This window comes from Streptomyces sp. NPDC001157 (genome assembly GCF_053598255.1).
On record NZ_JBSFJW010000026.1, the window covers coordinates 115,150 to 141,999 of the forward strand.

A 26,850-nucleotide genomic window follows, 5' to 3' on the forward strand; every position below is an offset into this window, starting at 1 on the left:
CTCGCACGCCCATGCAGTCGGCGATCGCGAAGGTCCTGCCGGGGTCAGTCCACGCTGGGCAGGATGTGGGGCTCGGCGAGGTCGTCCTCGTAGCCTGCCAGGCGGATGGGGGCCGCGTGGGCCCAGACTTCCAGGCTGCCGAGTTCGTCCGACCGTCGGCCGGGGCGCTCCGTGCGTTCCTTGGGGCGCTGTTCGCGATTCGTCTTCTCTGGTGTCACCGCGCACTCCTTATGTGTCGGGTCACCCTCGGGGCGTGCCGGTCACTTTGCGCTCCGGCGCCTGACGCCCGCTCGGGTGTGAGTCGAAAGCAGTTCGGACGCGGTGGCGCCGGTAACTCGTGTGAGAACAGGCCGTTGTCTGCCGGCTTGCCCCGGGACGGACGTGGGTGTGGGTTGGACCCGTTGGTACTGTCCGTCCACACCAGATTAACCAAATGAGCGGGCGTCCGCTCTATGGGGCTGAAAACTTGAGGTTACTGTCATAAGTCGTCCTGTTTCAGCCCCCTCTCCAATCACTCGTTCGGTCTACAGGCGTGCCGAAGGGGCAACACCCGTTCCATGCTGGGTGCGAGGGACCTGTCCGGGAGGGGGATGTCATGGCGTCTGTCACCTTCGACCAGGCCACCCGGTGCTTCCCGTCGATGGACCGGCCGGCCGTGGACTCGCTCGACCTCGAGATCGGGGACGGTGAGTTCATGGTCCTGCTCGGTCCTTCCGGTTGTGGAAAGTCGACCTGCCTGCGCATGCTCGCCGGACTTGAGGACGTCGACTCGGGTTCGATCCTCATCGGCGTCCGGGACGTCACCCATCTTCCGCCCAGGGACCGCGACATCGCGATGGTGTTCCAGGACTACGCCCTCTACCCGCATTTGTCGGCTGCCGACAACATCGGCTTCGCCCTGAGGATCGCCCGCATGTCCCGGGTGCGCGCCCGGCAGCGCGTCGAGTACGCCGCCTCCGTCCTCGACCTCGAGCAGTTCCTGGGCCGTCGGCCCAGGTCACTGGCGGGCGGCGAGCAGCAGCGAGTGGCGACGGGGCGGGTGCTCGTGCGGGATCCGCGGGTGTATCTGATGGATGAGCCGTTGTCCAATCTCGACGCCCGACTGCGGGCGCAGACCCGTATGCAGATCGTCCGGCTGCAGCATCATCTCGGCATCACCACGGTGTACGTCACCCACGACCAGGCCGAGGCGATGGCCGTGGGCGATCGCCTCGCCGTGCTCAGGGACGGTGTGCTGCAGCAGGTGGGCACGCCGAAGGAGGTCTACGCGCACCCGGCCAACACGTTCGTGGCCGGTTTCATCGGCTCGCCCGCCATGAACCTCTTCCGGCTTCCGCTGTCTTCGACCGGGGCCCGGTTCGGCGGCCTCGACGTGCCGCTGCCCCGCGTCACATTGCGCGCGGCCGCGGCCGCGGGCGCCGACGAGATCGTGCTCGGCGTCCGGCCCGAGCAGTTCGAGTTCCTGTCGCGGGAGGACCGTCGGACCCCGGGACTGGATCTTGTGGTGGAGCGGGTCGAGGACACCGGCGCCGTCGTCCACCTCCATACGACGGCGTGGTCCGGCGAGGGTCTCGCCCGCATCGTCGTCCGGCTCCCGGGACGCTCCGCGTACGGCAAGGGGGGCACTCTCCGGGTGGCGATCCGTGCGGACGGCGTGCACTGCTTCTCTGCCGTGACGGGACGGCGGCTTCCCGACGACGCGGATGCCTCGCCGGTGGCGTGAGGTCACGGAGCGCGGTGAACTGGCCACGCAGTTCAAGTCCCGTTGGCCGAATCGCAAGGAGGCCATGATCTGCTGACAGGACGGCAACGGCTTGTCCGGCGGAAGGACTGGCGCATGGAGCTGCGCAGTGTCGAAGAGCTGATGGATCTGCTGTACGCCTGCCGGGGCTCATGGGACGCCCCGGGCCTGCGAAGTCGCCGGGTGGATCTGCACCAGCACGCGCTGCAGACCGCCGCGCTGCTGCGGCGCCGCCGCCCCGCCGACAAGGAGCTCCAGGTCGCCGGCCTGGTCCACGCCATCGGCCCGCTGCTGCGGCCGGGCGACGAGAGCGCCCACCCGGACTGCGCCGCCGACGCGGTGCGAAGCCTGCTCGGTGAGCGCGTCGCCCGGCTGGTGCGCGAGCACCATCGCGGTGAGCTGCCCGCCGACGAGGATCTGCTGCGCCTGCGCCAGGCGGACGAGGAGGGCCGCACGGCCGGCTTCGACGCGGGGGTGCTGGAGGACTGGCGCACGGTGCTGGAGCTGGTCGCCGCACGCAACTCCCGTCTCGGGGCTGTCGACTGACGGTCCGTCATGAGACGGTACGGCGATGACGTCGTCGTACGCAGTCAAGGGGCACCCATTCGACGGGCATGGGCTGGAGGGCAGGGCTGCCGTCGTCACCGGGGCGACCCGCGGGATCGGACGTGCCGTCGCCGGGCAGCTGGCCGCGGCGGGGGTGCTGGTGTGCGTGACCGCGCGGGACGCGGACGAGGTGCGCTCCACGGCCGACGAGCTGGGTGGCATCGGGGTGAGCGGGAGCGTCGCGGATCCGGATCATCTGCGGGAGGTCACGGAGCTGGCCCTGCGCGCGTTCGGCCGGATCGACGTCGTGGTCAACAACGCGGCGACGAACCAGCCGTACGGACCGCTCATGGAGGCCGATCCCGATGCCTGGCGGGAGGCGTTCGCCGTGAACGTCGAGGGGCCGCTCAGGCTGGTGCAGTGGGCGTGGCGGGCCTGGATGCGCGAGCACGGCGGCTCGGTCGTCAACGTCTGCACGGAGGGCGCGGGGCACGTCGGGCCGAACGTCGGCGCCTACGGCACCAGCAAGGCGGCCCTGCTGCATCTGACGCAGCAGCTCGCCGGGGAACTCGCGCCGAAGGTGCGGGTCAACTCGGTCTCCCCCGGGCTTGTGCGCACCGAGATGGCGCGGTTCGTGTGGGAGCCGGGCGAGAAGGAGCTGGCCGCCGGGCTGCCGCTGGGGCGCATCGGTGAGCCGGAGGACGTCGCGCGGGCCGTGGTGTGGCTGGCCTCGGACGCCGCGCGGTGGATCACCGGCGCGGATCTGCTGGTGGACGGGGGCACCCGCGTCAGGACGGCGCACTCCGCCCAGGAGTACGCCGTCCACGACCGTCTTCGCTCATACGCACCACCTCGCTCGTGACGGTGGCCATGGCTGTGGCTCCCTCACGGGAAAAGTGCGATCCCCACGAGGATCAGCAGGATGATGCCGGCGACGAGCGCAACCGTGGCCCACGTGCCGCGGTGCTTCACCGGACTCGTACCCCCGCCGCCGCGTGGCCGGTCCTCCGGCAGTACGGCGTGGTCGGGGCGGTCACTGCCGTAGAACTCTTCGTCGGTCGGATAGCGGTTGCGCGGGTCGTGGTGCGCTCGCGGATCAATGCTGTGTGGACTACCCATGGTCACTCCCTGGCGCGGTAATCACCAGGGTCCGGGTTCCCTGGGGGCGCCGGGCCACACGTCACAGCCGGTGGTTCACCACTTGCCGGGCGCGTAGTCCTTCAGGAAGACGCCGTACAGGTCCTCGCCCTGCTCGCCGCGCACAATCGGATCGTAGACCCGTGCGGCCCCGTCGACCAGGTCGAGCGGGGCATGGAAGCCCTCCTCGGCCAGGCGCAGCTTGTCGTAGTGGGGGCGCTCGTCGGTGATCCAGCCGGTGTCGACCGAGGTCATCAGGATGCCGTCGGTCTGGAACATCTCCTGGCCGCTGGTCCGGGTGACCATGTTCATGGCGGCCTTGGCGGCGTTGGTGTTGGGGTGGCCCGCGCCCTTGTAGCCGCGGCCGAAGACACCCTCCATGGCGGAGACGTTCACGACGTACGCGCGCTTGCTGGTCGCCTTCCTGGCGGCGTCCGCCATGACCGGGCGGAGCTTGCTGATCAGGATGAACGGCGCCGTGTAGTTGCACAGCTGGGTTTCGAGGAGCTCGACCGGGGAGATCTGCTCGATGGTCTGCACCCAGGTGTTGGTGTCGACGACATCGGGGACCAGGCCGCCCGCGTCGATGGCGGTGCCGTCGAGGTGCCGGGCGACGCTGGCGTTGCCCGCGACCAGGGCGAGGTCGGCGACCTGCTGGGCGTCGAGGCCGCTGGTGCCGAGAGGCAGGGCTGCCAGGCCGTCGACCGCACCCGAGTTGAAGGCGCCGATGACGTGGTGGGCGGGCAGTTCCCCGGCGGGCAGCGGGGCGCTCTCGCCGTCGACGAGGGCGGCGTAGGCGGAGGGCAGGCGGCGCACGGTCTGCGTCGCGTTGTTCACCAGGATGTCGAGCGGGCCCGCCTCGGCGACCTGGTCGGCGAGGGCCACGGCCTGCGCCGGGTCGCGCAGGTCGATGCCGACGACCTCCAGGCGATGCATCCAGTCGCCGGAGTCGTCCATGGCCTTGAAACGGCGGATGGCGTCCTTGGGGAAACGCGTGGTGATGGTGGTGTGCGCGCCGTCGCGCAGCAGCCTCAGCGCGATGTACATGCCGATCTTGGCGCGGCCGCCGGTGAGCAGGGCGCGCTTGCCGGTGAGGTCGGCGCGGGCGTCGCGCTTGCCGCGGTTGAGGCGGGCGCAGTCGGGACAGAGCTGGTGGTAGAAGTAGTCGACTTCCACGTACCGGGTCTTGCAGGTGTAGCAGGAGCGGGGGCGCTGGAGTATCCCCGCGATCTTGCCCTCATCGGTCGCGGACGACGGCAGCAGGCCCTCGGTCTCGTCGTCGATGCGCTGGGCGGAGCCGGTGGCCGTGGCCTCCGTGACCGACTTGTCGTGGGCGGTCTTGGCGGCCCTGCGCTCCTGGCGGCGGCGCTGCTTGACCGTGCGGTAGACGCCCGCGGTGGCCCGGCGCACGGCGATCGCGTCCGGGTGGTCGACCTCCAGCTTGTCGAGTTCCTCCAGCACGCTGAGGCAGACGGCGAGCCGCTCCGGGTCGATGCCGGGGCCGTGTACGACCTCGTCACCGGGCTCGTACACGACCTCGTCCGTGAACGCCGAGCCTTCGTCTGTCACCGTCATCGCGCTGCCGTTTCCCTGATCACCCGCGCGGCGCTCCGACCGCGTCCGCTTTCGAACGGGGAATTGTACGGAGCGCCGGGCCGGTCCTCCAAAATCCGCAAGCCCGACAAGGAGGGTCAGGAGCCGCAGGCGGTGATGAGCGTGGCGACCTCCTCGGTGAGGGCGGCGGCCAGCCGGTCCAGGTCGGGTACGGCCTGGGCGTCGGCGACCAGGCCGTAGTGGACGTGTCCGCGGTAGGTCGAGACGGCCACCGCGAGGGACTGGCCACGGGCCAGCGGGGCGAACGGGAAGACCTGCGTGACCGGGTTGCCGCCGAGCTTCAGGCCGAGGCTGGGCAGCGGCACGCTGGTGACCAGGATGTCGAACCAGAGCCGGGCGGCCTGGCTGACCAGCGGTCCGCCGAGCCGGTGGCCGAGCGCGGGCACATGGTCGGCGAGCAGGGCGACGGCGCCCGCACCCCGGTTGGGGCCGGCGTCCTTGTTGCGGTCCATGGCGGAGCGGACCGTGTCCAGGCGGCCGAGCGGGTCGGGGTCGTCGACGGGAAGCCGTATCACGTAGCCGGAGAGCCGGTTGCCCTGTGGGCTGGCGGTGCGCGGGCGGCGCTTGGACACGGGGATCAGGGCGCGCGGCCGCACGCCCTCGCTGCCGTCGCCGCGCTCGTCGAGCCAGCGCCGCAGGGCGCCTGCCACGAGCGCGATCAGGACGTCGTTGACGGTGCCCCCCTGGGCCTTGCGCACCCGGTGCACGTCGTCGAGGTCGAGGACCACGCCGGCGGTGCGGCGGGTGCCGGTGGCCTCGGCGGTGAACGCCGTCGAGGAGCGCACCCCCAGGCTGGACACGGCCAGCGAGGCGCCGATGTCGAGGGCGCGCCCCACGTCGGACAGGGTGCCCCGGACCAGGCCGGGCAGCTTGCGCACGTCGGGCAGCAGGCCGGGCCTGGGTTCCTGGGGCCGGGGCTTGCGCTCCGGCATGTCCATCGGGTCCAGGACGGCGGCGGCCAGGGTCAGCGCGCGCAGACCGTCGGCCAGGGCGTGGTGGAACTTGAACAGCACCGCGAAGGACGTACCGTCCTCCCCCGGCAGCACATGCGCCTCCCACGGCGGCCTGCCGCGCTCCAGCGACCGTTCCATGAGCCGGCCGGCCTCGGCGTGGAAGTCCGCGGTCGGGGCGTGCAGCCGCACATGGTGGAGGGGATCGAAGCCGGGGTCGGGCTCACGGGTGGCGCTGCCGAAGGACAGCGGCCGCAGCGGGGACGGCTGCCATATGTCACGGATGCGCATCCGCAGTCCGGGTACGGCCGCGGCCCGCGCGGCGAGCAGGTCGGCGGCATGGGCGCCCGCGGTGGGCGAGTGCGCCGAGAAGACGCCCAGCGCACCGAGGTGCATGGGGTGTTCGGCGGACTCGATGTTCCAGAACGCCAGGTCGAGAGGAGCGAGCAGGTCAGAAGTCAATGGCTTGCCTCGCGTCGACGGACGGGTGAGCCAGCAGTCAACCTCCCCCTGGCGATTACGGTCAAGTACGATCAAGCTACGCACAGTTAACAGCAGATTAAGTCCCGCCTCTCCGTGAGAGGCGGGACTCAAGAGACACCTGAGGTCAGTTCAGTGCAGGTGGCGCCGCCTGCGCCGAGGTGCCCCACTCAGACGGGCGCGAGCCGACCGTGAAGTCGAGCGAGCGCAGGGAGCGCAGGGAGCCGGTCGTCAGGTAGGTCCGGTCGTAGGCCGTCCCGTCCGTACGGGCCGACTGGATGTACCGCTGGGCGGCGGAGGTGCGCTGCGCGGTGATCGTCAGGGCTCCCCGCGGGAAGGAGCGGCGATCCAGCGTCAGGTCGACCCGGTCGAACACGGGCGTGGAGAGTCCCCAGGTGTCGTAGCCCGGCTGCACCGGGAAGAGTCCGATCGACGACAGCACGTTCCAGGCGGACATCGTGCCGAGGTCGTCGTTGCCGGTCATGCCGGTCGGCGCGTCCGTGAACAGGGTCAGCGCCGCATGCACGACGTCGGTCGTCTTCCACGGCTCGCCGGTCGACAGATAGGTGTACGGGGCGATGAGGTCGGGCTCGTTCTGCGGGTTGTACTTGTCGGCGTTGTAGTAGTCGTACGGGCCATTGACCCACACCTCGCGGGCGGTCTTCGCCGGGTCGGCCAGCAGCCGGTCGTAGGCGAAGAAGGAGTCGAGCCGGTCGTTGGCGGCCTGCTTGCCGCCGATCAGGCCGACCATGCCGGGCAGGTCCTGCGGGACCAGCCACTGGTACTGCCAGGAGGTGCCCTCGTGGAAGCCCTCGCTCCGCGCCGGGTCGGCCGGCCCGGTGAAGGCGCCGGAGGCGTCCCGGGCGCGGAAGAAGCCGGTCGAGGGATCGAAGAGATGGCGGTAGCTCTGCGCCCTGGCGGCATACCGGTCGGCGTCCGCCGTATGCCCGAGACCACGGGCCATCTGGGCGAGCATCGCGTCCGACAGGGCGTACTCCAGGGTCGCCGAGGCGCCGTGGTCGTAGTCCGAGTCCCCCGGCTTCACATGCGGGCGGCCCTTGATGTACGGCGCGAAGCCCTGGGCGATGTACTCCCTGTTCGCCTCCCGGCCCACCGCGGGCGAGTCGGCGGGCGGCACGCCGTCGGCGTTCTGCTTCAGCGCCCGGTACGCCCGCTCCGCGTAATCTCCGGCCCCCTTGAGCAGGCCCTGCTGGTAGGCGTTGGTGAGGAACGGGGTGACCGGGTCGCCGGTCATGATGTTCGTCTCGACCGTGCCGTAGCCCCACTTGGGCAGCCAGCCGCTCTCCTCGGCGATCTTGATCACCGAGATCGCCATGTCGCGGGCCTCGCGCGGCGCGAGCAGGGACAGCAGCTGGGACTGGGTGCGGTAGGTGTCCCACAGGGACCAGTTCTGGTAATACGTGAACCCGTCGGCGCGGTGGATCCTCCGGTCCCAGCCGGTGTAGCGGCCATCGGCGTCGCTGCCGATGTTCGGGGCGAGGAAGGACCGGTACAGCGACGAGTAGAACGTCCGGCGCAGGCTGTCCTCGCCACCCCGCACCCGTACGTCGTCGAGGCGGTCCTCCCACGCCCGCTGCGCCGCGAGGCGTACGGCGTCGAAGGAACGGCCGCCTTCCGCACGGAGGTTGACAGCCGCGCCGTGCGCGTCGACATAGGACAGGGCGGTGGTCGCCTCGACCGTGCGGTCCTTGGTGGTGTCGAACCGGACGTAGGCGCCGCCGGCCCCGCTCTTCGAGCCCGGGGTCACGGTCGGGCCGTCCCAGGTGCCGTACGCGGTGAAGGGCCGGTCGAAGCGGGTGATCGTGTAGACCGTGTACGGCTTGGTGTCCTGACAGAAACCGCGGCCCGTGATGGCGGTGCGCACGGTGCGGTTGTCGAGGATCTCGACCTGGCTGGAGACCTTCTTGTGCAGCGACTGGGCCGCGTTCAGCAGGACGTTGGCCTTGTCGGTGGCCGGGAAGGTGTAGCGCTGTACCCCGGTGCGCTCGGTCGCCGTCAGCTCGGCTCCGATGCCGGAATTCAGGCCGACCCGGTAGTAGCCGGGGCTCGCCTCCTCGTCGTCATGGCTGAACTCGGCTGCGTACTTGGCGTAATCCGTCTGCGTGACGTCACCGGTGGTCGGCAGCACGGGCAGATCTCCGCCGAGCCCGCAGCCGACGCCGGACAGATGGACGAGCGAGAACCCTCGGATGTGGTTCTGGGAGTAGTCGTACCCGGTGTAGTGGCCGGTGTCCGGCGACAGCTGCACCATGCCGAAGGGCACGGCGGCGCCGGGATAGGTGTTGCCCTCGTTCTGGGTTCCGATGAACGGGTTGACCAGATCGGTGAGTCGACCGTCGTTCGGCTCGGTGGCCTGTGCGGCGCCGGGTACGGTGAACAGCGCGGACGCTGCCACCGCCCCCGCCAGGCACAGGCGCAGGCGCCGGGTCCATCTCATGGGGGAAGTCCTCCGAAGACGTGAGGTTCAGGCGGTCGGGCAGCCTGCGGGAGTCGCTCGGGAAGCGTCGCGGATCAAGGCCTGCTGTGCGTCGTGGACGCGCTGCGCGTCGGGCTTGAGCACCCGGCGGTCGTACGTCAGCAGACCGTTGAGCTCGCCCTCGACGTCCGAGATCTGGGTGTAGACCGCGCCGTTGCTCCCCTTGCAGGCCAGGGCGTGCACCTCGGCGAGCTTGGCCAGGTAGTCGTCGGTGTAGGCCGTCGGGTCGACGTCGACGTACGACTGCTGCACGGACCAGGCATGTCCCGGCACCGCGAGGCCGAGGCCGCCGTACTCACCGCTGACCAGGGCGCGGCGGCCGTCGGGGTGCGCTGGCAGAGCGGGGCTGGGGTAGCCGTGCTCGTCCATGACGTCGCCGGTGCCGCCGTCGGCCCCGAGGTTGAGCCCGGACATGGAGTCGACCAGCCGGGTGGGGTCCCACGCCTTGGCCTGGTCGGCGATGCGGGCCTCGTCGTACTGGCCCCAGCCCTCGTTGAAGGTGACCCACATGACGACCGACGGGCTGCTGATGTGCTCGTCGATCATCTGCTTCATCTCGCGCTCGTACTCGGCGCGGGCCTCGGCGCTCGGGTCCACTCCGGCGGTCATGGCGGGCATGTCCTGCCACACCATGAGACCGAGCCGGTCGGCCCAGTAGAACCAGCGGTCCGGCTCGACCTTGATGTGCCCCCGCACGGCGTTGAAGCCCAGTTGCTTGTGGACCTTCAGGTCGTACGCGAGGGCGTCGTCGGTGGGTGCGGTGTAGAGACCGTCGGGCCAGAAGCCCTGGTCGAGGGTGGCCATCATGAAGACGGGCTTGCCGTTGAGGAGGGTGCGGGGGACGCCGTTCACCTTCTCGACGGCGATGGAGCGCATCCCGAAGTAGCTGCCGACGCGGTCGGCACCGACGGTGACCTTCAGGTCGTAGAGGAACGGGTCGTCGGGCGACCACAGGTGTGCGTCGTGGATGGTCAGGGTCAGCGGGCCGCCCGTTCTGCCGCGGGCCGTGGCGACCTTGCGGTGTCCGTCGTACGCGGTCGCCGTGATCGGTACGCCGTCCCGAACTCCCTTGGCTTCGACGGTGAGTTGGCTCTTGGCGACGTCGGGGGTCAGCTTGAGGGAGTCGACGTGATCGGTCGCCACCGGCTCCATCCACACCGTCTGCCAGATGCCCGAGGTCGGCGTGTACCAGATGCCGCTGGGGTCCAGGCGCTGTTTGCCGAGCGGCGGGTTCTCACCGGTGGCCGCGTCGGTGGGGTCGTACACGCCGACGATCAGTTCCTGGGCGCGGCCGGGCTGGAGGGCGTCGGTGATGTCGGCGCTGAACTTGTCGTACCCGCCCTGGTGTCGGGCCACCTTGATGCCGTTGACGTACACCTCGGCCCGCCAGTCGACGGCGCCGAAGTTGAGCCGCAGCCGTTTGCCGGAGCCGATCCCCCAGTCGGCGGGGACGGTGAAGGTGCGGCGGTACCACATGCGGTCCTTGTGCCGTTCGAGGCCGGAGAGCTGGGACTCCACGGGGTACGGGACGAGGATGCGCTCGGCGAGGGTCCTGCCGATCGGCGGCTGCTCCCCCGCCGTCGCGGCGGCGAACTGCCAGCGGCCGTTGAGGCCCAGCCAGGCGGGGCGGGTCAGCTGGGGGCGCGGGTATTCGGGGTGGGCGTTGTGGGGGCCCACCTGGTCGGCCCATGTCGTGCGCAGCTCGTACGTGGAGTGGTTGGGGCCGCTGCTCCAGAACTCCTTGACAACGTTGCCGTCGGCGGTGGCGAGGCCGCCGTTTCCGTCGTAGCGGACGTCGGCGGTGCCGTGTGCGGTGCCGGTCTTGTTGCCGACGACGGGTTCGCCGAGGGTGACGAGGAGGGCGCGAAGGTCATCGGGATCCAGCTTGGCACTGCCCAGGGGCCACTTGGCTCCACCGATCACCGCTTCGAGGTGGTCGGTCAGGCCGGCCGGGGGCACGGCGAGGCGGTGGGCGAAGTCGAGCCTGAGGGTGCGGCCGGTGCCGGTGACCATGGCGGCCGTGGCGCCGTCGTAGGCCCATCCGTCAGGGAGGCGGAAGGCCGACCGCGGGACGGCCTCCTTGCTGCCGCCGGGCTCGGTCCAGCGCAGATGGAGGTTGGAGCCGCCGTAGTGCTCGAAGTACTCGACCTTGATGTCGTAGGCCTTGCCCGCGGTCAACTCGACGGGCTCACCGGTCTGTTCGCGGTCCCAGTCGTCCACCCAGTGGTCGATGACGATCTTCCCGTCGATCCACAGCCGGAAGCCGTTGTCGCCGGTGATCGAGAAGGTGTGGGGGCCGGTCCCCTCCGGGACGATCTTGCCGGTCCAGCGGACGCTGACGTCGTCCGACTGTCCGGTGGTGAAGGCGAGGCGCGGTTCGAGATTGTCGAAGTCGAGGTTCGGGTCGAAGGCGGTGGCCTTGAGCCGGTCGAAGTCGAAGGCGCCGGGGGCGGACTGGGTGTAGTACTCACCCTTCAGACCATGGATCTCCACGGGGTCGTCGCCGGCGGCGGTCGCGGTGGGGGCGGCGGTGGCCAGTCCGGCCGCACCGAGGGCTGCTGCGAGCAGTAAGGCGAGTCGGTCTCTGAGGCGTCTGATGTGCACGGAACCCCCATAACAACGTTGTCATGGACAGCAGTTGGCATGACAACACGGATTCCGTATCGCGTCCAGGGACATGACAAACCGAGGGCGGAGCGACAAGTCGCCCCCTCGCCCGCACCGGCGAAGAATGGAGGTGTCACTCGGCAGAAAGGGGTGAGGCAGATGTCGAAGGTATCCAGAGAGACGGCCAGCCAGGGCGGCGACTTCGGAATCGTTCTCGACCGGTCCGAGGAGCTGGACGACTACACGGTCGATTTCGTCACCTTCCGCGAGAACGTCGATCACACACCACTGCTCAAGGGACTGCCCGACGACCGGTGCCAGTGCCCCCACTGGGGTTATGTCTTCAAGGGCCAGCTGACCTTCCACTTCGCGGACCACGACGAGGTCTACGAGGAGGGCGACGCCTACTACACGCCCCCCGGACACGTCCCCGTGCGCACCGCGCCCGGCACCGAGGCCCTCACGTTCAGCCCGACCCGGGAGGTGGGGCCCACCAGCGAGGCCATCATGAAGAACCTGAAGGCGATGCGAGAGGCCTCCGGCTGACCCGCCCGGCGTCTACGTGACCAGCTGCCCCTTCCCCAGCGCGATCACTCCGCCCTTGGAGACGGTGTACAGCTCCGCGTCCCGCTCCGGGTTGACGCCGATCGTCGCGCCCGGCGGTACCTCGACGTTCTTGTCCAGCACCGCCCCGCGCACGACCGCGCCCCGGCCAATGTGGACGTTGTCGTGCAGCACCGAGCCCTGGACGACGGCGCCCGGGTCGACTCTGACGCCGGGTGACAGCACGGACCGCGTGACCTGGCCCCGGATCAGGCAGCCGGCGCTGATGATCGACTCGCTGGCCATGCCGCCCGCGTTGAAACGGGCCGGGGAGAGCTGGTTGGAGTGGGTGTAGATGGGCCACTGCCGGTTGTACAGGTTGAAGGCGGGCCGCTCGGCGATCAGGTCCATGTGGGCGTCGTAGTACGCGTCCAGGGTGCCGACGTCACGCCAGTAGCCGCGGTCGCGGTTGGTCTCGCCGGGCACGTGGTTGGCGCTGAAGTCGTACAGCTGGACCTCGCCGCGGTCGGTGAGCTGGGGCAGGATCGAGCCGCCCATGTCGTGCACGGAGTTCTCGTCGTCGGCGTCCCGCTGCAGCGCCTCGATCAGCGCCTTGGTGGTGAAGATGTAGTTGCCCATGGAGGCGAAGATCGTCTCCGGGTCGTCCGCGAGGCCGGGCGGGTCGACGGGCTTCTCCAGGAAGCGCTCGACCGTCAGGCCGTCCGAGCCCGGGGTGATCACACCGAACTGCGAGGACTCGGCGCGCGGGACGCGGATGCCCGCGACGGTGACGCCCGCGCCGCTCTCGATGTGCTGGGCGAGCATCTGCCGCGGGTCCATGCGGTAGACGTGGTCGGCGCCGAACACGACGACGTACTCGGGCCCTTCGTCGTGCACGAGGTTCAGCGACTGCAGCAGCGCGTCGGCGCTGCCCAGGTACCAGCGCGGGCCGAGCCGCTGCTGGGCGGGGACCGGGGTGACGTAGTTGCCGAGCAGGCTCGACATCCGCCAGGTGGTGGTGATGTGCCGGTCCAGCGAGTGCGACTTGTACTGCGTCAGCACGCAGATGCGCAGGATGTCGCCGTTGACGAGGTTGGACAGCACGAAGTCGACGAGGCGGTAGGTGCCGCCGAAGGTGACCGCTGGTTTCGCGCGGTCCGCCGTCAGGGGCATGAGGCGTTTGCCTTCTCCGCCCGCCAGTACGATCCCGAGCACCGAAGGTCCGCCACGACGCATGGCCGCTCCCCTCACCGTGGTTGATCCATCCCTGCCCCTGCCCAGGGCGGAGTAAGCCTGTCCGAAGAAGTCCCTCTCGTTCTATTCCTGCTTGAGGATCCCCTCGTAAAGCCGGACCGTACGGCGGGCGACGGCATCCCAGCCGAACTCCCCCACCGCGCGCTCACGCCCCGCCTCGCCCATCCGCCGGGCCGCCTCCGCGTCGCCGATCACCTGATCAAGCGCCCGCGCGAGGCCCGCCTCGAAGTCGTCGTCCACGTCGACGAGCAGGCCGGTCTTGCCGTCGTCCACGACCTCGGGAATGCCGCCGACCCGGGAGGCCACGACGGGTGTCCCGCAGGCCATCGCCTCCAGGTTGACGATGCCGAGGGGTTCGTACACCGACGGGCAGACGAACGCGGCGGCGTGCGTGAGAAGTTGGATCACCTCGGGGCGCGGCAGCATCTGCGGGATCCAGTGCACGTGGTCGCGGACGCGGCTGAGCTCCTGGTAGAGGTCGCGGAACTCCCGGTCGATCTCCGGAGTGTCCGGGGCCCCGGCACACAGCACGACCTGCACGCCCGGGTCGATGTCCCGCACCGCACGCAGCAGATGGGGCACACCCTTCTGGCGGGTGATGCGGCCGACGAACAGGATGTAGGGGCGGCCGGTGTCCAGGCCGATGCGGTCGAGCACGTCGGTGCCGTGGTCGGGCCGGTACAGCGTGGTGTCGATGCCGTTGTGCACGACCTGGACCTTGGCCGCGTCCAGCGTCGGATAGCAGCTGAGGATGTCCTCGCGCATGGCCCCGGACACGGCGATCACGGCGTCGGCGCTCTCGATCGCGGTGCGCTCGGCCCAGCTGGAGAGGGCGTATCCGCCGCCGAGTTGCTCGGCCTTCCAGGGGCGCAGCGGCTCCAGCGAGTGCGCGGTCATCACATGGGGTATGCCGTACAGCAGCTTGCCGAAGTGGCCGGCGAGGTTGGCGTACCAGGTGTGCGAGTGCACCAGCTCGCGGCCTTCGAGGCCGGCGGCCATCGCGAGGTCGACGGAGAAGGTGCGCAGCGCGTCGTTGGCGGTGTCCAGGGCGGCCCAGGAGCGGTGGCGCACCACGCCCACTCCGCGGCCCTCGCCCCAGCAGTGCACCTCGAGGTCGACCAGGGAGTTCAACTCCCGGGCGAGGAACTCGACATGGACGCCGGCGCCGCCGTACACATCCGGCGGGTACTCCCGGGTCAGCAGTCCGACTCGCACCCGCAACCCCCAGCTCTCGGCGACCGGTTCCCTCATGGTCACCCAGATGCGCCGCCCGCGGAAGAGCGCGGCGGTCGTATGAAGCAACAGTCACCGCACACACCCCCGCCGGGCACACGGTAGTAGAGGCAGCAGCTGCGGCGCCGGAAGGCGGTGCCGGTGAGGGTGCCGGTGTCCGACAGGAGGGGGTGGGCGAGGAGTTCCGCGGTGAGGGTACGGGTGCGGGCGACGGCCTCCGTACGGCCGTGCGGGCTCGCCCAGTGCTCCAGTTGCCGGGCGGCTCCCGCGAGCGCGGAGGCCGCGTTGCCCCAGAGCAGGCCGGGAGCGATCCGGTGGTGCGCCCGCAGGGCCGTCGCCAGCGGGGCGAGATGCCCGTGCAGGACGACGTCCGCGAGGGTCGCGGAGTCCGCGGGCAGCGAGCGGACCTCCGTCAGCCACAGGTCGTCGGGGGCGGAGGCGTCGGGGTCCCAGTGCAGCAGGCCGGGCTCCAGGTCGGGCACGCGGCCGTACAGCGCGGCACAGCCGAGCGTCACCGACCACAGCCGGGCCGCCAGCCCCTGTTGGGCCACGGAGGCCGCGATCCGCAACTCCGGGGCACGGAGAGCCTGCGCGACCTTTTTGACCCGGAACGTAATAGCATTTCCATACACAGCGGAAGACCGGTTCTCGTACGCGTGGGCGAGTGTCGGCAGTGGCGTGCGTGGCGCTCCGCCCGTCCGTAGTACGAAAAAGCCGCCGAGCGGTCCGAGGGCGGCGAGATCCTGATCGAGGTCCACGAAGAGCAGTAGTACCAAGGTCCCTAGGGGTTCCCACTGGGGGGTGTTCACCCCGTGTCGCCCACCCTGGGGAGGACGGCGCCCGATTCGTACTCCATCGGCAGTAGGACCCATTGACTGCTCTGGGACGACGACGGGAACAGATCGACAAGGCATCGTGTTCGCTATGAAGGCCGACCGTTCGCCGCGCAGGGCTCAGCGCCCCCGCCACACGCAGAGGAGCAACTCATGAGTGCCCTCGCGTTGTCCGTTCTCCTCTCGCTCGTCTCCGCCGTCGCCTACGCCGGCGGGGCGATCGTGCAGGAGTACGTGGCGGTGTCCTCGCCCGTTCAGGAGTACGCGCCGCTGCGTCGGCCGACCTGGTGGGCCGCGGTGGCGCTCAACGGCCTCGGCGGACTGCTGCACGTGGTGGCACTCGCTTACGGCCCGCTGAGCCTGGTGCAGCCGCTGGGCGCGCTGACCATCGTGTTCGCGCTGCCGATGGCGGCCCTGTTCGTGGGCCGCAAGGCCGGTGCGACCGCCTGGCGGGGCGCGATCATGGCGACCGTGGGCCTCGCCGGTCTGCTGGCCCTGGTCGGCTCCTCCCACGCGCAGTCCCTGGACACGGCGCAGCGGATCGCCGTGGCCGTCGTCTCCGGCAGTGTGGTGGTGGCCCTGATGATCGCGGGGCGGGCCGCCCACCGGCACCCCGCGGTGCGCAGCATGCTGCTCGCGACCGCGTCCGGCATCGCCTTCGGCATGTCCTCGGTGTTCACGAAGACCGTCGCGGTGGACTGGACCGCGGGCGTCTCCGCGGCCGACATCCCCGCCCTGGCCGTGATCGGCGTCTTCGCCACGGCCGGCATGCTGCTCTCCCAGGCCTCCTACCGGGGCGCCGGACTCGCGGCCCCGCTGGCCACGCTGACCGTCGTCAACCCGGTGGTGGCGGCCGCGGTCGGCATCACGATGTTCGGCGAGACCTTCCGCTACGGCAGCACCGGCACCGCGCTCGCCCTGAGCTGCGGCGTGGTCGCGGCCGGTGGCCTGATCCTGCTGACGACGGAGCGCCTCGCCCGCACCACCACCGAGACCGCGCCGCAGCCGGCCGGGACCGTCACCGAGCCGATGCCCGTCACGGAACCCATCGGGGAGTCCGTCGAGGACCTGCTCGCCACGATCCCCGAGCAGCCCGTGGCCCCGTTCCGCGAGGAGATCCTCATCCCCGCCCAGGTCGGCCCCACCGTCCTGGCGGTGGCCTACGACGAGGACGACGAGCTGCCCCCGGACCCGGCCCGCTACCGCTTCTACGGCCCCTTCTACGGCGGCTCGTACATCCCGTCGCCGGACGTCGACCGGCACCGGGTACGCGTCAAATCCTGACGCCACCGGCCCTGAGATACGCCAGAGGGTCGATGTCGGTACCGAATCCGGGCCCTGTCCGCACCTCGAAGTGCAGATGCGGGCCCGTTGCGTTGCCCGTCGACCCGGAGCGGCCGATGCGCTGCCCGCCACCCACGCTCTGCCCCGCCTTCACGGAGATCGCCGAGAGGTGGCCGTACTGGCTGTAGCGGCCGTCGGCATGCCGGATCACCACCTGGTAGCCGTAGGAGCCGCCCCAGCCGGCGGAGACGACCCGGCCCGCGGCGACCGCCTTCACGGTCGTGCCGGTGGGCACGGGGAAGTCGACGCCGGTGTGGTAGCCCTTCGACCAGGAGGACCCGGCCACGTGGTACGGGGTGCCGATCGGGCCGCTGACCGGGGCGACGAGGGAGTGGCCGGTGGTGGCCTTCTCCTCGGTGGTCTCTTCGGTGGCCGAAGAGACCTTCTCCGCCGAGTGCTTGGAGTGGGCGTGGTGCGTGGCGGGAGCCTTCGCCCGCAGGTTCAGCCGCTGCCCCGGCAGGATCAGGTCGGGGTCGGCACCGATGGTCTTCCGGTTCGCGGAGTACAGCCGCTGCCAGCCGCCCCGGACGTGCTCGGTCTCGGCGATCCGGGAGAGGGAGTCACCGCGCACCACGGTGTACATCTCGGCCGTACCGGCCCGGGACTGGGGCGTGGACTGCGGCTTCACGTCCTCGACGGACGTCTTCACGGGGGTCTTCCGGGCGGCGGCCGGGTGGACGTCCGGGCTGCCACCGTCCCGGGTCAGCCCCGCCTGCTGCGAACACACCGGCCAGGCACGCGGCCCCTGCCCCTCCAGAACCTTCTCCGCCACGGCTATCTGCTGGTCCTTGGTGGCCAGATCGGCACGCCGCGCGTACTTCGCGCCGCCGTAGGACTCCCAGGTGGACCGGGTGAACTGCAGCCCGCCGTAGAAGCCGTTGCCGGTGTTGATGCTCCAGTTGTTCGTCGACTCGCAGGCGGCGACCTTGTTCCATGTGGACACGTCGGCCGCGTGGGCGGTGCCGGTGCCGATCAGCGGGATCGCCATGCCGGCGCCGCCGACCGTGACGGTGAGTGAGGCGCGGTTGATCCTGTTCGGCTGATACCGGCGGTGCCGGCCGCGTACGGCCATGAAGATCCCCCTCGACATATGCCAGAAGGGCCAAAAGTAAGCGCCCCGAACAGGCCATGACAAGACGGCAATCGGCCGCCCTGTCCCTCAAACAACCAGTGATGCACGTCAGTTGCACAACGGCTGAGGCGGCTGGGGCCCGTCGTGCGTATCTGCCTGCGGAAAGTCGTCGACCCCGGACATGCGCTCGGCGTACCGGCAAGTCAGGATGGTCGGTGGGGCGATACTGACCAGCACGAGCGGCACCATCGATAACCGGATCCTTTAGGAGCCAACCGAATGAGCAACTCAGCCCAGATCGGCGTCACGGGACTCGCGGTCATGGGCCGCAATCTCGCCCGCAACTTCGCGCGCAACGGCTACACGGTCGCCTTGCACAACCGCACAGTGGCGCGTACGAACGCCCTGGTCGAGGAGTTCGGGCACGAGGGCGACTTCATCGCGGCGGAGACCGCCAAGGAGTTCGTGGCGGCGCTGGAGCGGCCGCGGCGCCTGGTCATCATGGTCAAGGCGGGCGACCCGACGGACGCGGTGATCCAGGAGTTCGCCCCGCTCCTGGAGCCCGGCGACATGATCATCGACGGTGGCAACGCGCACTTCGCGGACACCCGCCGCCGGGAGCGCGAACTGCGCGAGCAGGGCATCCACTTCGTCGGCATGGGCGTCTCCGGCGGCGAGGAGGGCGCGCTCAACGGGCCGAGCATCATGCCGGGCGGCCCGAAGGAGTCGTACGACTCGCTCGGCCCGATGCTGGAGAAGATCTCCGCGAAGGCGAAGGACGGCGCGCCCTGCGTGACCCACGTGGGCCCCGACGGCGCCGGGCACTTCGTGAAGATGGTCCACAACGGCATCGAGTACGCCGACATGCAGCTGATCGGCGAGGCGTACCAGCTGCTGCGCGATGTGGCCGGATACTCCCCCGCGCAGATCGCGGAGATCTTCCGCACCTGGAACACGGGCCGCCTGGACTCCTACCTGATCGAGATCACCGCCGAGGTGCTGTCCCACGTGGACGCCGCGACCGGCAAGCCCTTCGTGGACGTGGTGGTGGACCAGGCCGAGCAGAAGGGCACCGGCCGCTGGACCGTGCAGATCGCCCTCGACCTGGGCGTACCGGTGTCGGGCATCGCGGAGGCGGTCTTCGCCCGATCCCTGTCGGGTCACGCGGCGCTGCGCGAGGCCTCGCGCGGGCTGGCCGGCCCGAAGGCCTCCCCGCTGTCCGAGTCGGAGGCGGCGGCCTTCGCCGACCGGGTGGAGCAGGCGCTCTACGCCTCGAAGATCGTGTCGTACACGCAGGGCTTCCACGAGATCGCCGCCGCCCGCGAGGAGTACGACTGGGACATCGACCTGGGCGCGGTCTCCGCGATCTGGCGCGGCGGCTGCATCATCCGCGCGGCTTTCCTGGACCGCATCCGCTCCGCGTACGACACCCGGGCCGACCTGCCGAGCCTGCTGTCCGACGAGACGTTCGCCCAGGAGATCGCGGACGCCCAGGACGACTGGCGCGAGGTCATCATCGCCGCCACCCGCCAGGGCGTCCCGACCCCTGGCTTCGCCGCGGCCCTCGCCTACTACGACGCCCTGCGCGCGGAGCGACTGCCGGCCGCTCTGACCCAGGGCCAGCGTGACTTCTTCGGCGCGCACACGTACCGGCGCACGGACCGGGACGGCTCGTTCCACACGCTGTGGGGCGGGGACCGGTCGGAGGTCGACGCGTAGCGGGTAGGTCCCCGAGGCGGCGGGCGGCCCGAGCGGCTGCTCGCCGCCTCTGTCTGCCCCGCCTCGCCGACCGCTGCCGTCGAGGCCTTGTCGGCGCGGGTGCCGGGCGGTGATGCGACAGCCGTACGCCTGTCGGCGGGGTCAGGTCAGCGGAGGACCCGAACGCGCTGTGGGGCGGGGACCGTAGCAGGCAGCTGTACGAGGCGGCGGGCGGCCCGAGCAGCTGCCCGCCGCCTCTGTCTGCCCCGCCTCGCCGACCGCTGCCGTCGAGGCCTTGTCGGCGCGGGTGCCGGGCGGTGATGCGACAGCCGTACGCCTGTCGGCGGGGTCAGGTCAGCGGTGGCCCCGGCTCCGGGTTCGGCACCGGTTCCGGTCCCGGCGGGATCGGCGACGGGGACGGCTCAGGTGTCGGGTTCGGGGGTGAGGGCGGTGTGGGTTCCGGGCCCGGAGGTGTGGGCGGGGTGGGTTCCGGGCCGGGCGGTGCCGGTGGTGTGGGTTCCGGGCCGGGCGGTGGCTGTGGGTCGGGGACCGGCGACGGGTACGGGTCCGGGGGCTGAGGGCCCGGGCCAGGTGCGGGACCCGGTGGTACGGGGTCGGGGTGCGGATCGGTCATGGTGTCCTCCGGCCAGTGGGTCGACGTCGGCTCTGGACTACTGCCCCGCGTACCCGACGGCCGCCTTCGCACTCACCCGCCCGCAGGACGGCACACCGTCCAGGTGGGCCTACCCGGCGCGCACCGCCTCCGCGGCCGCCGCGAGGCCGGGACGCGGGCTGGACAGCACCGGGACCGCCGTGGTCGTCAACTGCTGGGCCGGGGCCATCGAGCCCTGGGCGAGGACGATCGCGTCGGCGCCGGTGACCGCGTCGGCCGCGGCCGCCACGAGCCGGGCGCAGCCCTCGCCGTCACCCGCCGCGAAGCGGTCCCAGGCTCCCTCGACGAGCCGCGTCCGCACCTCGACGGGGCGTCCGGCGCGACGGGCCTCCTCCTCGATCAGGGACACCGTCGGCCCGAACGTGCTCTCCACGCCGGCGAGCACGACGATCCGCGAACCGGCGGCCACCGCGGCGGCCGCCATCGGACGGTCGCTGCGCAGCACCGGCACACCGGGGGTGGCCGCCTCTGCGACGGCGCCGATGGTCGAGCAGGTGCACAGGACGGCCTGCGCGCCTTCCCCGACCGCCTTGTCCAGGGCGGCCCGCACCTCGTCCGCCACCGCCTCGGGCCCCTCACGACGGGCCCGGGACAGCAACTCCTCGTCGACGAAGTGCCGCAGTTCCAGGCCTTCGTGATCCTCATCGCGCAGGGCCTCGAAGACGGGGACGTGCGCGGGTGAGGTGTGCAGGAGGGCGAGCATGCGGGCGGCAGGCCTTTGGGAGAAGGGATACGGGCGGGCTCAGAAGCGACCGGGGTGCGCCACCAGCCACTCCTTCGCCGCCCGCAGCAGCTCCGGGTCGGCGGCCGGAGCCTCGTCGGGGTGGCGTTCGGCCCACTTGGTGACGTACGGGCACAGCGGGGCGACGACGACGCCCTCGCGCCCGGCGATGGCGTACAACTCACGCGCCAGCGAACCCGCGATGCCCTTCCCCTCGTGGGCCGGTTCCACGATCGTGTGGACGGGGACCAGGGCGCGCGCGGGCGATTCGAGGACGAAGTACTCGATGTGGCCGACGACTTCGCCGTCCGTACCGTCGCCGATGGCCTCCAGGCGGCCCGCCGCCCGGTCGTCGCGGATCTCGATGTCGCTCATGGGCACGCTCCTGGTGCGAGGGGTCCGAGTGTGGATCAGGCCGGTACGGCCTGCGGGCTGCGTTCCTGGTCCGAGCCCGGTACCGGCTCGGACGGGTCGGCGCCCAGGGCCACGATGCGGTTGTCGCGGTCCACGTGCACGACGCGGGGTTCGAGCACCCGCGCCTCGGCGTCGGTCACCTGAGCGTAGCTGATGATGATCACCAGGTCGCCGGGATGGACGAGATGGGCGGCGGCCCCGTTGATCCCGATCACGCCGGAGCCGCGCTCACCCTCGATGACGTACGTCTCCAGGCGGGCGCCGTTGGTGATGTCGACGATGTGCACGAGCTCGCCGGGCAGCAGGTCGGCGGCGTCGAGGAGATCTGCGTCGATCGTCACCGATCCCACGTAGTGCAGGTCGGCCTGGGTAACGGTGGCGCGGTGGATCTTGGACTTGAACATGGTACGCAACATCGGGGCACTCCCACAAATAGGCTCCCTGCCTGCGTTTTTGCAGGTCAAGGGCTGTTTTCACACCCTACAGCGAGTCGCAGGTTCGAGCAGCTTTCCCCAGGTTTTTCAGGACTCATGCTGACCGAATGCCGACTTTCCTGACGGTGCGTCAGACGCCGTGAGGAGCATCGGGGTCGCCCTCACGCTCCCGGGGCGCCCCTCACGAACGGCCGCGATCAGCGTACGCAACGGCTCCCGAAGACTCTCGTGACGCTCACCACAGCAGGACTCGACCACCCGACATCAGGTCGAACAAGATCCGTCAGCTGATCCGGCGGCGCGCAACATAGCCGCACATCGCCGGTTAGCCAAACCGGCGCTTCCTCTGATCATTGTTTCGCCCTCGCAGTGACGCTTGGCGTGGCACGCGACGGGCGCTACCCACCCACAAGAAACCAATGTCGAGCCGAAGCCACAATTGAGCGTCCGGCCGCCGGCAAGGAGCAGCAGATCTTGAAGCCACCCAAAACTGCCGACGAAGTCTCCCTCCGATCCATTCCACCGGCCGATCGCCGCCGAGTGGAGTCTGTCCTCATTGACACGTCGGATGTTGCAAGGCTGCTCAGCATGTCCACCAGCTGGGTCTACAGAGAGGCTTCGAAGCTTGGACTGAAGGGCTACAAGCTGGGCCGTGGCAGGAATGCCAAGATTCTCTACAAGAAGAACGACGTCCTCAGGTGGTTGGAACAGCAAAGGATCCACTAGATCCGCACCACTATCCTCAAGGACGGTGGCCCAGGCTCCGGTGGCCCGGGCCCGTCCTTGGAGATGATCGGGCCTTGACCCTTGATCTTGGACACACGAGACACTGGATCCCGAGGATCTAACGAGTTGGTGTGTGATAGCGGGTGAGGCGTGTTTGGTCTGCTCGTGGCCTGTTTTCAGACGTTGATGGGGCGGTCGGAAACGAGGCCGGCGATGGCGCGGTAGGTGTCGGGCAGGCGGTCGCGGCGGTGGGTCCAGCGCGTCAGTTGCTTCCAGCGTTTGTGATCGGCAAGGGCGTGTTCGACGGTGATGCGGTCGGATGAGTGCCAGTGGCGGTCGCGCTCCCACTGTTCGACTCTGCCGGGCAGTGCTCCCGGCCGCGGCTTTCTGGGCGGTGTGATGGCTTGTCCGCGGTGGTCGCGACTCAGGCCGAGATAGCCGTCGTCCAGCAGGACTTCGACGCCGGGAGGTGCTGGAAGCAGATGGCGATGCCCTCGTTGCGGGCGGCCGTGGCGTCGTGCATACGACCAGGCCGCAGGGCATCGGTCCATAACATGCGGCCACGGTGGTCGGCGATGACGGTGGCCTTCATGGTGTTCTGCTTCTTCTTCCCAGAAACGAATGCGCGTCGGCCGCCGCGTCCGGCCGGCGGACGGCGGACCTGGATCTCGGTGGCGTCCAACCGCAGCTCGGTGCCTTCGGCCTGGGCGTAGGCGAACACGTCGGCGAGAGTTCGTAACCACAGGCCGGGACGGTCGGGGACCGCGCACCCCCGCGCGGCCAGGAGCGTTCGCACTTCTGCGATCGCGCGGGTGATGGTGGAGCGGTCGACGCCGAACAGCAGGCCCAGCACCGCGTGCGGCAGGTCGTGCCGCAGATGGATCAGCGTGGCCACTAGCCGGTCGACGAAGACCAGCTGGTGGCGAGCTCCGGCACCCGCGGCCCGCTTCCTGGCCCCACCTCGTGCAGCATGGCGACGACCCTCGACCCCGGCCTGCCACGGCGCCGCCAACTCGTCGACCAGGTACGCGAGATGACGCCGAGAGATCCCCGTGAACAGCCGATGCTCCAGCACTGCCCGATTGACCATGATCGCCACAGACGGATCATGCCACCAGCCAGGCACGACGCCTCACTCGCTATCACACACCAACTCGTTATTTGCTTCAAGGGCGCGCGCTCCGCGCGCCGGGCGGCCCTGGCCGCCTCGGCCGGGCATGCGGCCTTCGGCCGGTCCCGTCCGGACAGCCAGCCGCCCGAGACACCCAGCCCGCCCCCGGACCAAGCAGAGAAGCCCCCCGCCGAAACATGGCGGGGGGCTTCGTCGTCTGCTCTGTCGGCCACCGGGGAGACGAGCCGCGCGGAGCGTGGCCCACGCTCCGCAACCACAGGCGCCCACACTGCCCGGGCCGATCCGACGGGTGCTCGCTGGCCTCAGGCACGTCGGTGAGTCTCGTGCGCTCCTCGGAAGCTTCCGAGCGCCATCACGCCGGGAATACCGGTACAGCAGAGCCACGACCGGGAATGCTCCCAGCCCAATCACACCTGTGCCAACGAGCACACATATTCAGGAGGCCTGCCACATGAGCCCCGTACGCCGGATCGTCACTGCGGGAGCAGCAACCGTCCTTCTCGCACTCGGCAGTATCACGCTAGCCACCCCCGCTCAGGCCGCCCCCGACCCACTTGGAGCGCTCACAAGCCCCGTCGGGTACGTCTCCGACTCAGTCGTGGACGTCCTCGGGAAACCTGAGAGTCCTTGAGGGGGATTGAACGGCTAGAGCCCGTCCGACGGTTCCGAGTCCGTGATCTCTCACGCCGGTACCCTCATAGAGGCCAACGCAACCCACCGTGACACACGGCATCGTGACAAACCCTCACCTGGGGCCGGTGGTACCAGGGGCGCTATGTCGCACTCCTGGACCCCGCCCAGCGTGGCAACCTCACGCGCGAATGCGAGTCTCGTCGTGGCCCGGATCCGTGCGCGCGTGAGGTCACCACGCACGTTGACCAGCCACTTTCCCCCGTCACGGGGCACTGAACCGACTTCTCACCATGCGCCGGGCCACGCCCGCCGAACCACCATTTCCGCAAGGGTTACATCACATGCAGGACGTCTGCATCCACGCGGCGCCCCTCGAACACCCTTGCCGCGCTCAGGTCGATCCGCGCGGCTCGCCCGGACGGCGCCCCGATCTACGTCATCCTGGACAACCTGTCCGCGCACAAGGGCGAGACCATCCGGCGCTGGGCGAAGAGACACCGGGGCGAGCTGTGCTTCACCCCGACCTACGCACCCTGGGCCAACCCGATCGAGGCCCACTTCGGACCGCTGCGTCAATTCACGATCGCCAACTCCAACCACCGCAACCACACCGCGCAGACCCGAGCGGCTTCACTCGTACCTGCGCTGGCGCGACACAAACGCCCGCCACCCCGACGTCCTGGCCGCACAACGTCGCGAACGCCCGCGTCCGCTGCGAGAAGGGCATCCGCTGGGGAGGGCGTCCCCTCTCCGCTGAACGGCTTCAGGTCCTCAGGCCGAGGGCTGCATGACGACCTGCTCACCCTCTCCGTCCGGTGCCTCGAAGTTGGTCAGGTAGCGGCTGAACAGCGTCTCGTCCACTGTGACGGAGTTGGGGCCTTCCTCGCCGTTCCGTGCTTCAAGGCGACGTTGCAGGGTCGTCCGATCGGCCTTGACGTGGATTAGTTCCCATCGGCCGCCATGCTTCTCGATCAGCGCCTTGTAATCATCACGGGCGGCACGACTCCAGAAGCTGTAGTCCACCACCACATCGCGCCCGGCCAGCATCAGCTCGACCAGTTCCTGACGCTGCTCGCGGCGGACCTCTTCCTTGAGCTGGTCGAACGCCTCCGCTTCCAGCACCAGGCCGGCGTCACGCTGCCCGACTCGCTGCCAGACCACCTCATCGATCGACAGGCGAACGTAACCGCGTCGCACCAGATCCCTCGCGTAGGTGGTCTTGCCCGCTCCCGGAAGACCACACATCAGCACCACCGTGCTCAATCGCTGCGTCACGGAGCCAGGTTAATCCCGAGGACGTGCCATCCTCCGTGGCCAGCAGTGCACCTGCTCAAGCCCAACCCGGCGAATTTATGCGGTCAGAGCACCAACCATGCACTCGGACGCTCGCGCGGCGGATTGAGCACGAAGGTCCTTCTGGCCGCGGACGGCCATGCAAGGCTCCTGGCTATCAGCCTCACCGCAGGCCAGGCCGGTGACGCGCCGGCCTTCGAGACCGTCATGGCCCGCATCCGCGTGCCGCGCCCCGGCGCCGGCAGACCCGGGACTCGCCCCCTTGCCGTTCTGGCGGACCGCGCCTACTCCGCCCGCGCCATCCGTAGTCATCTGCGCCGGCGGGAAATCCACACGGTGATCCCGCAGCCGACCGACCAGATTGGGCACGGTCTGCGCCGAGGCCGCCACGACGGACGTCCGCCCGGCTTCGATGCCGAGACCTACAAGCAGCGGAACACCGTACCGCCTCAAACAGTGGCGCGGCCTGGCCTTGCGCACCGACAAACTTGCCATCGTCTGCCATGCCGCACCCCATCTCGCCGCCATCCTCATCTGGATCCGCAGATGACCAAAGAGGCAGGCCTCAGGCCCGGCTGAGGGCGTGCTCCTTCAGGAAGGCTCCCGCATGGGCCGCGGCCTCCTCCTTCGTCGCATACCAGGTGTCGGCGTCGGCCGCCCCATGCGTTCCGTCCGCGCCCTTGCCGGTCCACCGCCAGCCGCTGAAAGAGGGCTCCTGCGTCAGTTGGGCCGTTCCGCCGCACAGTTCGAGTGCGCCGTTCGTCCGCGCCGCTGTGGCCGCCAGGCGGCTGACGGCTTCGGGCCACTTCTTGCGGGCGCCTTGCCGGGTGATGCCCCACACGGCGCCCATCTGCTCATAGCTCGCTCCGTAGGACCCGGCGGTGCCTGCCGCGATCGCCGTCAGTCGTTTGACTTCTGTGTCCACCACCTTCCACGCGGCCAGTACGGACAGCGTCACCTGGACGGGGTTGGCCTCCCACATGCGGTCCTCGGGCAGCCCCGACTCCCGGGAGCGCAGGGCCGATGCGAGGGGGGTGAGGGCGTCGTAGAGAGCCTTGTCGAGCTCTACCTGCTCTTCGGGGGTGATCTCGAATGAGGTCATGCGACAACTTTAGTTAACAATTCCTTGATATGTAAACTCTGGTTGTCGCTCGCAGGTTTCCAAAGAGACAAGGCCTAGTACTGCAACGGTGCTTGTCGTGACTGTTGGCCAGTTCGCTCGTTGGTCTGGTTATGGGTGGGGGCCACGCTGGTGTCGGGTTGTGGGCGCGTGAA

General features: G+C 69.9%; 22 protein-coding genes and 3 pseudogenes. 9 read left to right on the top strand and 16 right to left on the bottom strand.

Annotated elements, in window-relative coordinates; all coding sequences use genetic code 11:
• Positions 1 to 44: 44 nt before the first annotated feature.
• Positions 45 to 218, bottom strand: a complete 174-nt coding sequence (locus tag ACWDAG_RS34110; protein WP_180292383.1) for a hypothetical protein — start codon at positions 216 to 218, stop codon at positions 45 to 47.
• Positions 219 to 595: 377 nt separating this feature from the next.
• On the opposite strand from ACWDAG_RS34110, the gene ACWDAG_RS34115 reads away from it, so the two are divergent.
• The 3 genes from ACWDAG_RS34115 (at position 596) to ACWDAG_RS34125 (ending at position 3,149) form a co-directional block, all read left to right on the top strand.
• Positions 596 to 1,723 carry an ABC transporter ATP-binding protein gene (locus ACWDAG_RS34115; protein WP_450699415.1) on the top strand — a complete coding sequence of 376 codons (1,128 nt, stop codon included), beginning with the start codon at positions 596 to 598 and terminating at the stop codon, positions 1,721 to 1,723.
• A gap of 114 nt (positions 1,724 to 1,837) precedes the next feature.
• Complete coding sequence (locus tag ACWDAG_RS34120) at positions 1,838 to 2,287, top strand: hypothetical protein (protein WP_450699416.1); 450 nt, start codon at positions 1,838 to 1,840, stop codon at positions 2,285 to 2,287.
• Between the two features lie 25 nt (positions 2,288 to 2,312).
• Positions 2,313 to 3,149 carry an SDR family oxidoreductase gene (locus ACWDAG_RS34125; RefSeq protein WP_450699417.1) on the top strand — a complete coding sequence of 279 codons (837 nt, stop codon included), beginning with the start codon at positions 2,313 to 2,315 and terminating at the stop codon, positions 3,147 to 3,149.
• A 23-nt stretch (positions 3,150 to 3,172) separates the two neighbouring features.
• Here the strand turns inward: ACWDAG_RS34125 and ACWDAG_RS34130 are convergent, their stop codons facing one another.
• The 5 genes from ACWDAG_RS34130 to ACWDAG_RS34150 form a co-directional block, all read right to left on the bottom strand.
• A complete protein-coding gene (locus tag ACWDAG_RS34130; RefSeq protein WP_450699418.1) occupies positions 3,173 to 3,406 on the bottom strand; it encodes a hypothetical protein in 234 nt (77 codons plus the stop codon).
• A 75-nt stretch (positions 3,407 to 3,481) separates the two neighbouring features.
• Positions 3,482 to 4,999, bottom strand: coding sequence for an SDR family NAD(P)-dependent oxidoreductase (locus ACWDAG_RS34135; protein WP_450699419.1), 1,518 nt, complete (start codon positions 4,997 to 4,999; stop codon positions 3,482 to 3,484).
• A gap of 116 nt (positions 5,000 to 5,115) precedes the next feature.
• Positions 5,116 to 6,450, bottom strand: coding sequence for a wax ester/triacylglycerol synthase family O-acyltransferase (locus ACWDAG_RS34140; RefSeq protein WP_450699420.1), 1,335 nt, complete (start codon positions 6,448 to 6,450; stop codon positions 5,116 to 5,118).
• Positions 6,451 to 6,595: 145 nt separating this feature from the next.
• Positions 6,596 to 8,926, bottom strand: coding sequence for a GH92 family glycosyl hydrolase (locus ACWDAG_RS34145; RefSeq protein ID WP_450699421.1), 2,331 nt, complete (start codon positions 8,924 to 8,926; stop codon positions 6,596 to 6,598).
• A 27-nt stretch (positions 8,927 to 8,953) separates the two neighbouring features.
• The gene (locus ACWDAG_RS34150; protein WP_450699422.1) at positions 8,954 to 11,569 is read right to left on the bottom strand and encodes a PA14 domain-containing protein; all 2,616 of its coding nucleotides are present in this window, start codon (positions 11,567 to 11,569) and stop codon (positions 8,954 to 8,956) included.
• A 162-nt stretch (positions 11,570 to 11,731) separates the two neighbouring features.
• Here ACWDAG_RS34150 and ACWDAG_RS34155 point away from each other — a divergent pair, with 162 nt between their 5' ends.
• Entirely contained in the window at positions 11,732 to 12,118 is a 387-nt protein-coding gene (locus tag ACWDAG_RS34155) for a hypothetical protein (protein WP_450699423.1), read from the top strand.
• 12 nt (positions 12,119 to 12,130) lie between these two features.
• Here ACWDAG_RS34155 and glgC read toward each other — a convergent pair whose 3' ends face one another.
• The 3 genes from glgC to ACWDAG_RS34170 form a co-directional block, all read right to left on the bottom strand.
• Positions 12,131 to 13,351, bottom strand: a complete 1,221-nt coding sequence (gene glgC, locus ACWDAG_RS34160; RefSeq protein ID WP_450699424.1) for a glucose-1-phosphate adenylyltransferase — start codon at positions 13,349 to 13,351, stop codon at positions 12,131 to 12,133.
• Between the two features lie 81 nt (positions 13,352 to 13,432).
• Positions 13,433 to 14,584 (bottom strand): glycogen synthase, encoded by a 1,152-nt coding sequence (glgA, locus tag ACWDAG_RS34165; RefSeq protein WP_450699439.1) that lies wholly within the window; start codon positions 14,582 to 14,584, stop codon positions 13,433 to 13,435.
• A 38-nt stretch (positions 14,585 to 14,622) separates the two neighbouring features.
• Positions 14,623 to 15,360: a (2Fe-2S)-binding protein gene (locus ACWDAG_RS34170; RefSeq protein WP_450699425.1), complete on the bottom strand. Its 738-nt coding sequence runs from the start codon at positions 15,358 to 15,360 to the stop codon at positions 14,623 to 14,625.
• A gap of 228 nt (positions 15,361 to 15,588) precedes the next feature.
• On the opposite strand from ACWDAG_RS34170, the gene ACWDAG_RS34175 reads away from it, so the two are divergent.
• The gene (locus ACWDAG_RS34175; protein WP_450699426.1) at positions 15,589 to 16,719 is read left to right on the top strand and encodes a DMT family transporter; all 1,131 of its coding nucleotides are present in this window, start codon (positions 15,589 to 15,591) and stop codon (positions 16,717 to 16,719) included.
• Here the strand turns inward: ACWDAG_RS34175 and ACWDAG_RS34180 are convergent.
• A complete protein-coding gene (locus ACWDAG_RS34180) occupies positions 16,709 to 17,851 on the bottom strand; it encodes a transglycosylase family protein (protein ID WP_450699427.1) in 1,143 nt (380 codons plus the stop codon). The two genes, ACWDAG_RS34175 and ACWDAG_RS34180, sit on opposite strands and share 11 nt — an antisense overlap.
• 279 nt (positions 17,852 to 18,130) lie before the next feature.
• On the opposite strand from ACWDAG_RS34180, the gene gndA reads away from it, so the two are divergent.
• Positions 18,131 to 19,570, top strand: a complete 1,440-nt coding sequence (gene gndA / locus ACWDAG_RS34185) for an NADP-dependent phosphogluconate dehydrogenase (RefSeq protein ID WP_450699428.1) — start codon at positions 18,131 to 18,133, stop codon at positions 19,568 to 19,570.
• Positions 19,571 to 20,292: 722 nt separating this feature from the next.
• Here gndA and ACWDAG_RS34190 read toward each other — a convergent pair.
• From ACWDAG_RS34190 to panD, 3 genes are read right to left on the bottom strand one after another with little or no spacing between them, the layout of a single operon-like run.
• Positions 20,293 to 20,925 (bottom strand): aspartate/glutamate racemase family protein, encoded by a 633-nt coding sequence (locus ACWDAG_RS34190; RefSeq protein ID WP_450699429.1) that lies wholly within the window; start codon positions 20,923 to 20,925, stop codon positions 20,293 to 20,295.
• A gap of 39 nt (positions 20,926 to 20,964) precedes the next feature.
• Complete coding sequence (locus tag ACWDAG_RS34195; RefSeq protein WP_351465087.1) at positions 20,965 to 21,318, bottom strand: GNAT family N-acetyltransferase; 354 nt, start codon at positions 21,316 to 21,318, stop codon at positions 20,965 to 20,967.
• Between the two features lie 35 nt (positions 21,319 to 21,353).
• Positions 21,354 to 21,773, bottom strand: a complete 420-nt coding sequence (panD, locus tag ACWDAG_RS34200; RefSeq protein ID WP_450699430.1) for an aspartate 1-decarboxylase — start codon at positions 21,771 to 21,773, stop codon at positions 21,354 to 21,356.
• A 558-nt stretch (positions 21,774 to 22,331) separates the two neighbouring features.
• Here panD and ACWDAG_RS34205 point away from each other — a divergent pair.
• Positions 22,332 to 22,517, top strand: a complete 186-nt coding sequence (locus ACWDAG_RS34205) for a helix-turn-helix domain-containing protein (RefSeq protein WP_450699440.1) — start codon at positions 22,332 to 22,334, stop codon at positions 22,515 to 22,517.
• Between the two features lie 176 nt (positions 22,518 to 22,693).
• Here ACWDAG_RS34205 and ACWDAG_RS34210 read toward each other — a convergent pair.
• Positions 22,694 to 23,607: pseudogene (locus ACWDAG_RS34210) on the bottom strand (transposase family protein).
• 1,050 nt (positions 23,608 to 24,657) lie between these two features.
• On the opposite strand from ACWDAG_RS34210, the pseudogene ACWDAG_RS34215 reads away from it, so the two are divergent.
• Positions 24,658 to 25,073 (top strand): annotated as a pseudogene (locus ACWDAG_RS34215) (transposase); the annotation flags it as partial.
• Here ACWDAG_RS34215 and ACWDAG_RS34220 read toward each other — a convergent pair.
• Positions 25,054 to 25,557 carry an AAA family ATPase gene (locus tag ACWDAG_RS34220; protein WP_450699431.1) on the bottom strand — a complete coding sequence of 168 codons (504 nt, stop codon included), beginning with the start codon at positions 25,555 to 25,557 and terminating at the stop codon, positions 25,054 to 25,056. The pseudogene ACWDAG_RS34215 and the gene ACWDAG_RS34220 overlap by 20 nt on opposite strands.
• A gap of 84 nt (positions 25,558 to 25,641) precedes the next feature.
• Between ACWDAG_RS34220 and ACWDAG_RS34225 the strand changes: the two are divergent.
• A pseudogene (locus ACWDAG_RS34225) lies at positions 25,642 to 26,125 on the top strand (transposase); the annotation flags it as partial.
• Between the two features lie 15 nt (positions 26,126 to 26,140).
• Here the strand turns inward: ACWDAG_RS34225 and ACWDAG_RS34230 are convergent.
• Complete coding sequence (locus ACWDAG_RS34230; RefSeq protein WP_450699432.1) at positions 26,141 to 26,677, bottom strand: hypothetical protein; 537 nt, start codon at positions 26,675 to 26,677, stop codon at positions 26,141 to 26,143.
• Between the last annotated feature and the right edge of the window lie 173 nt (positions 26,678 to 26,850).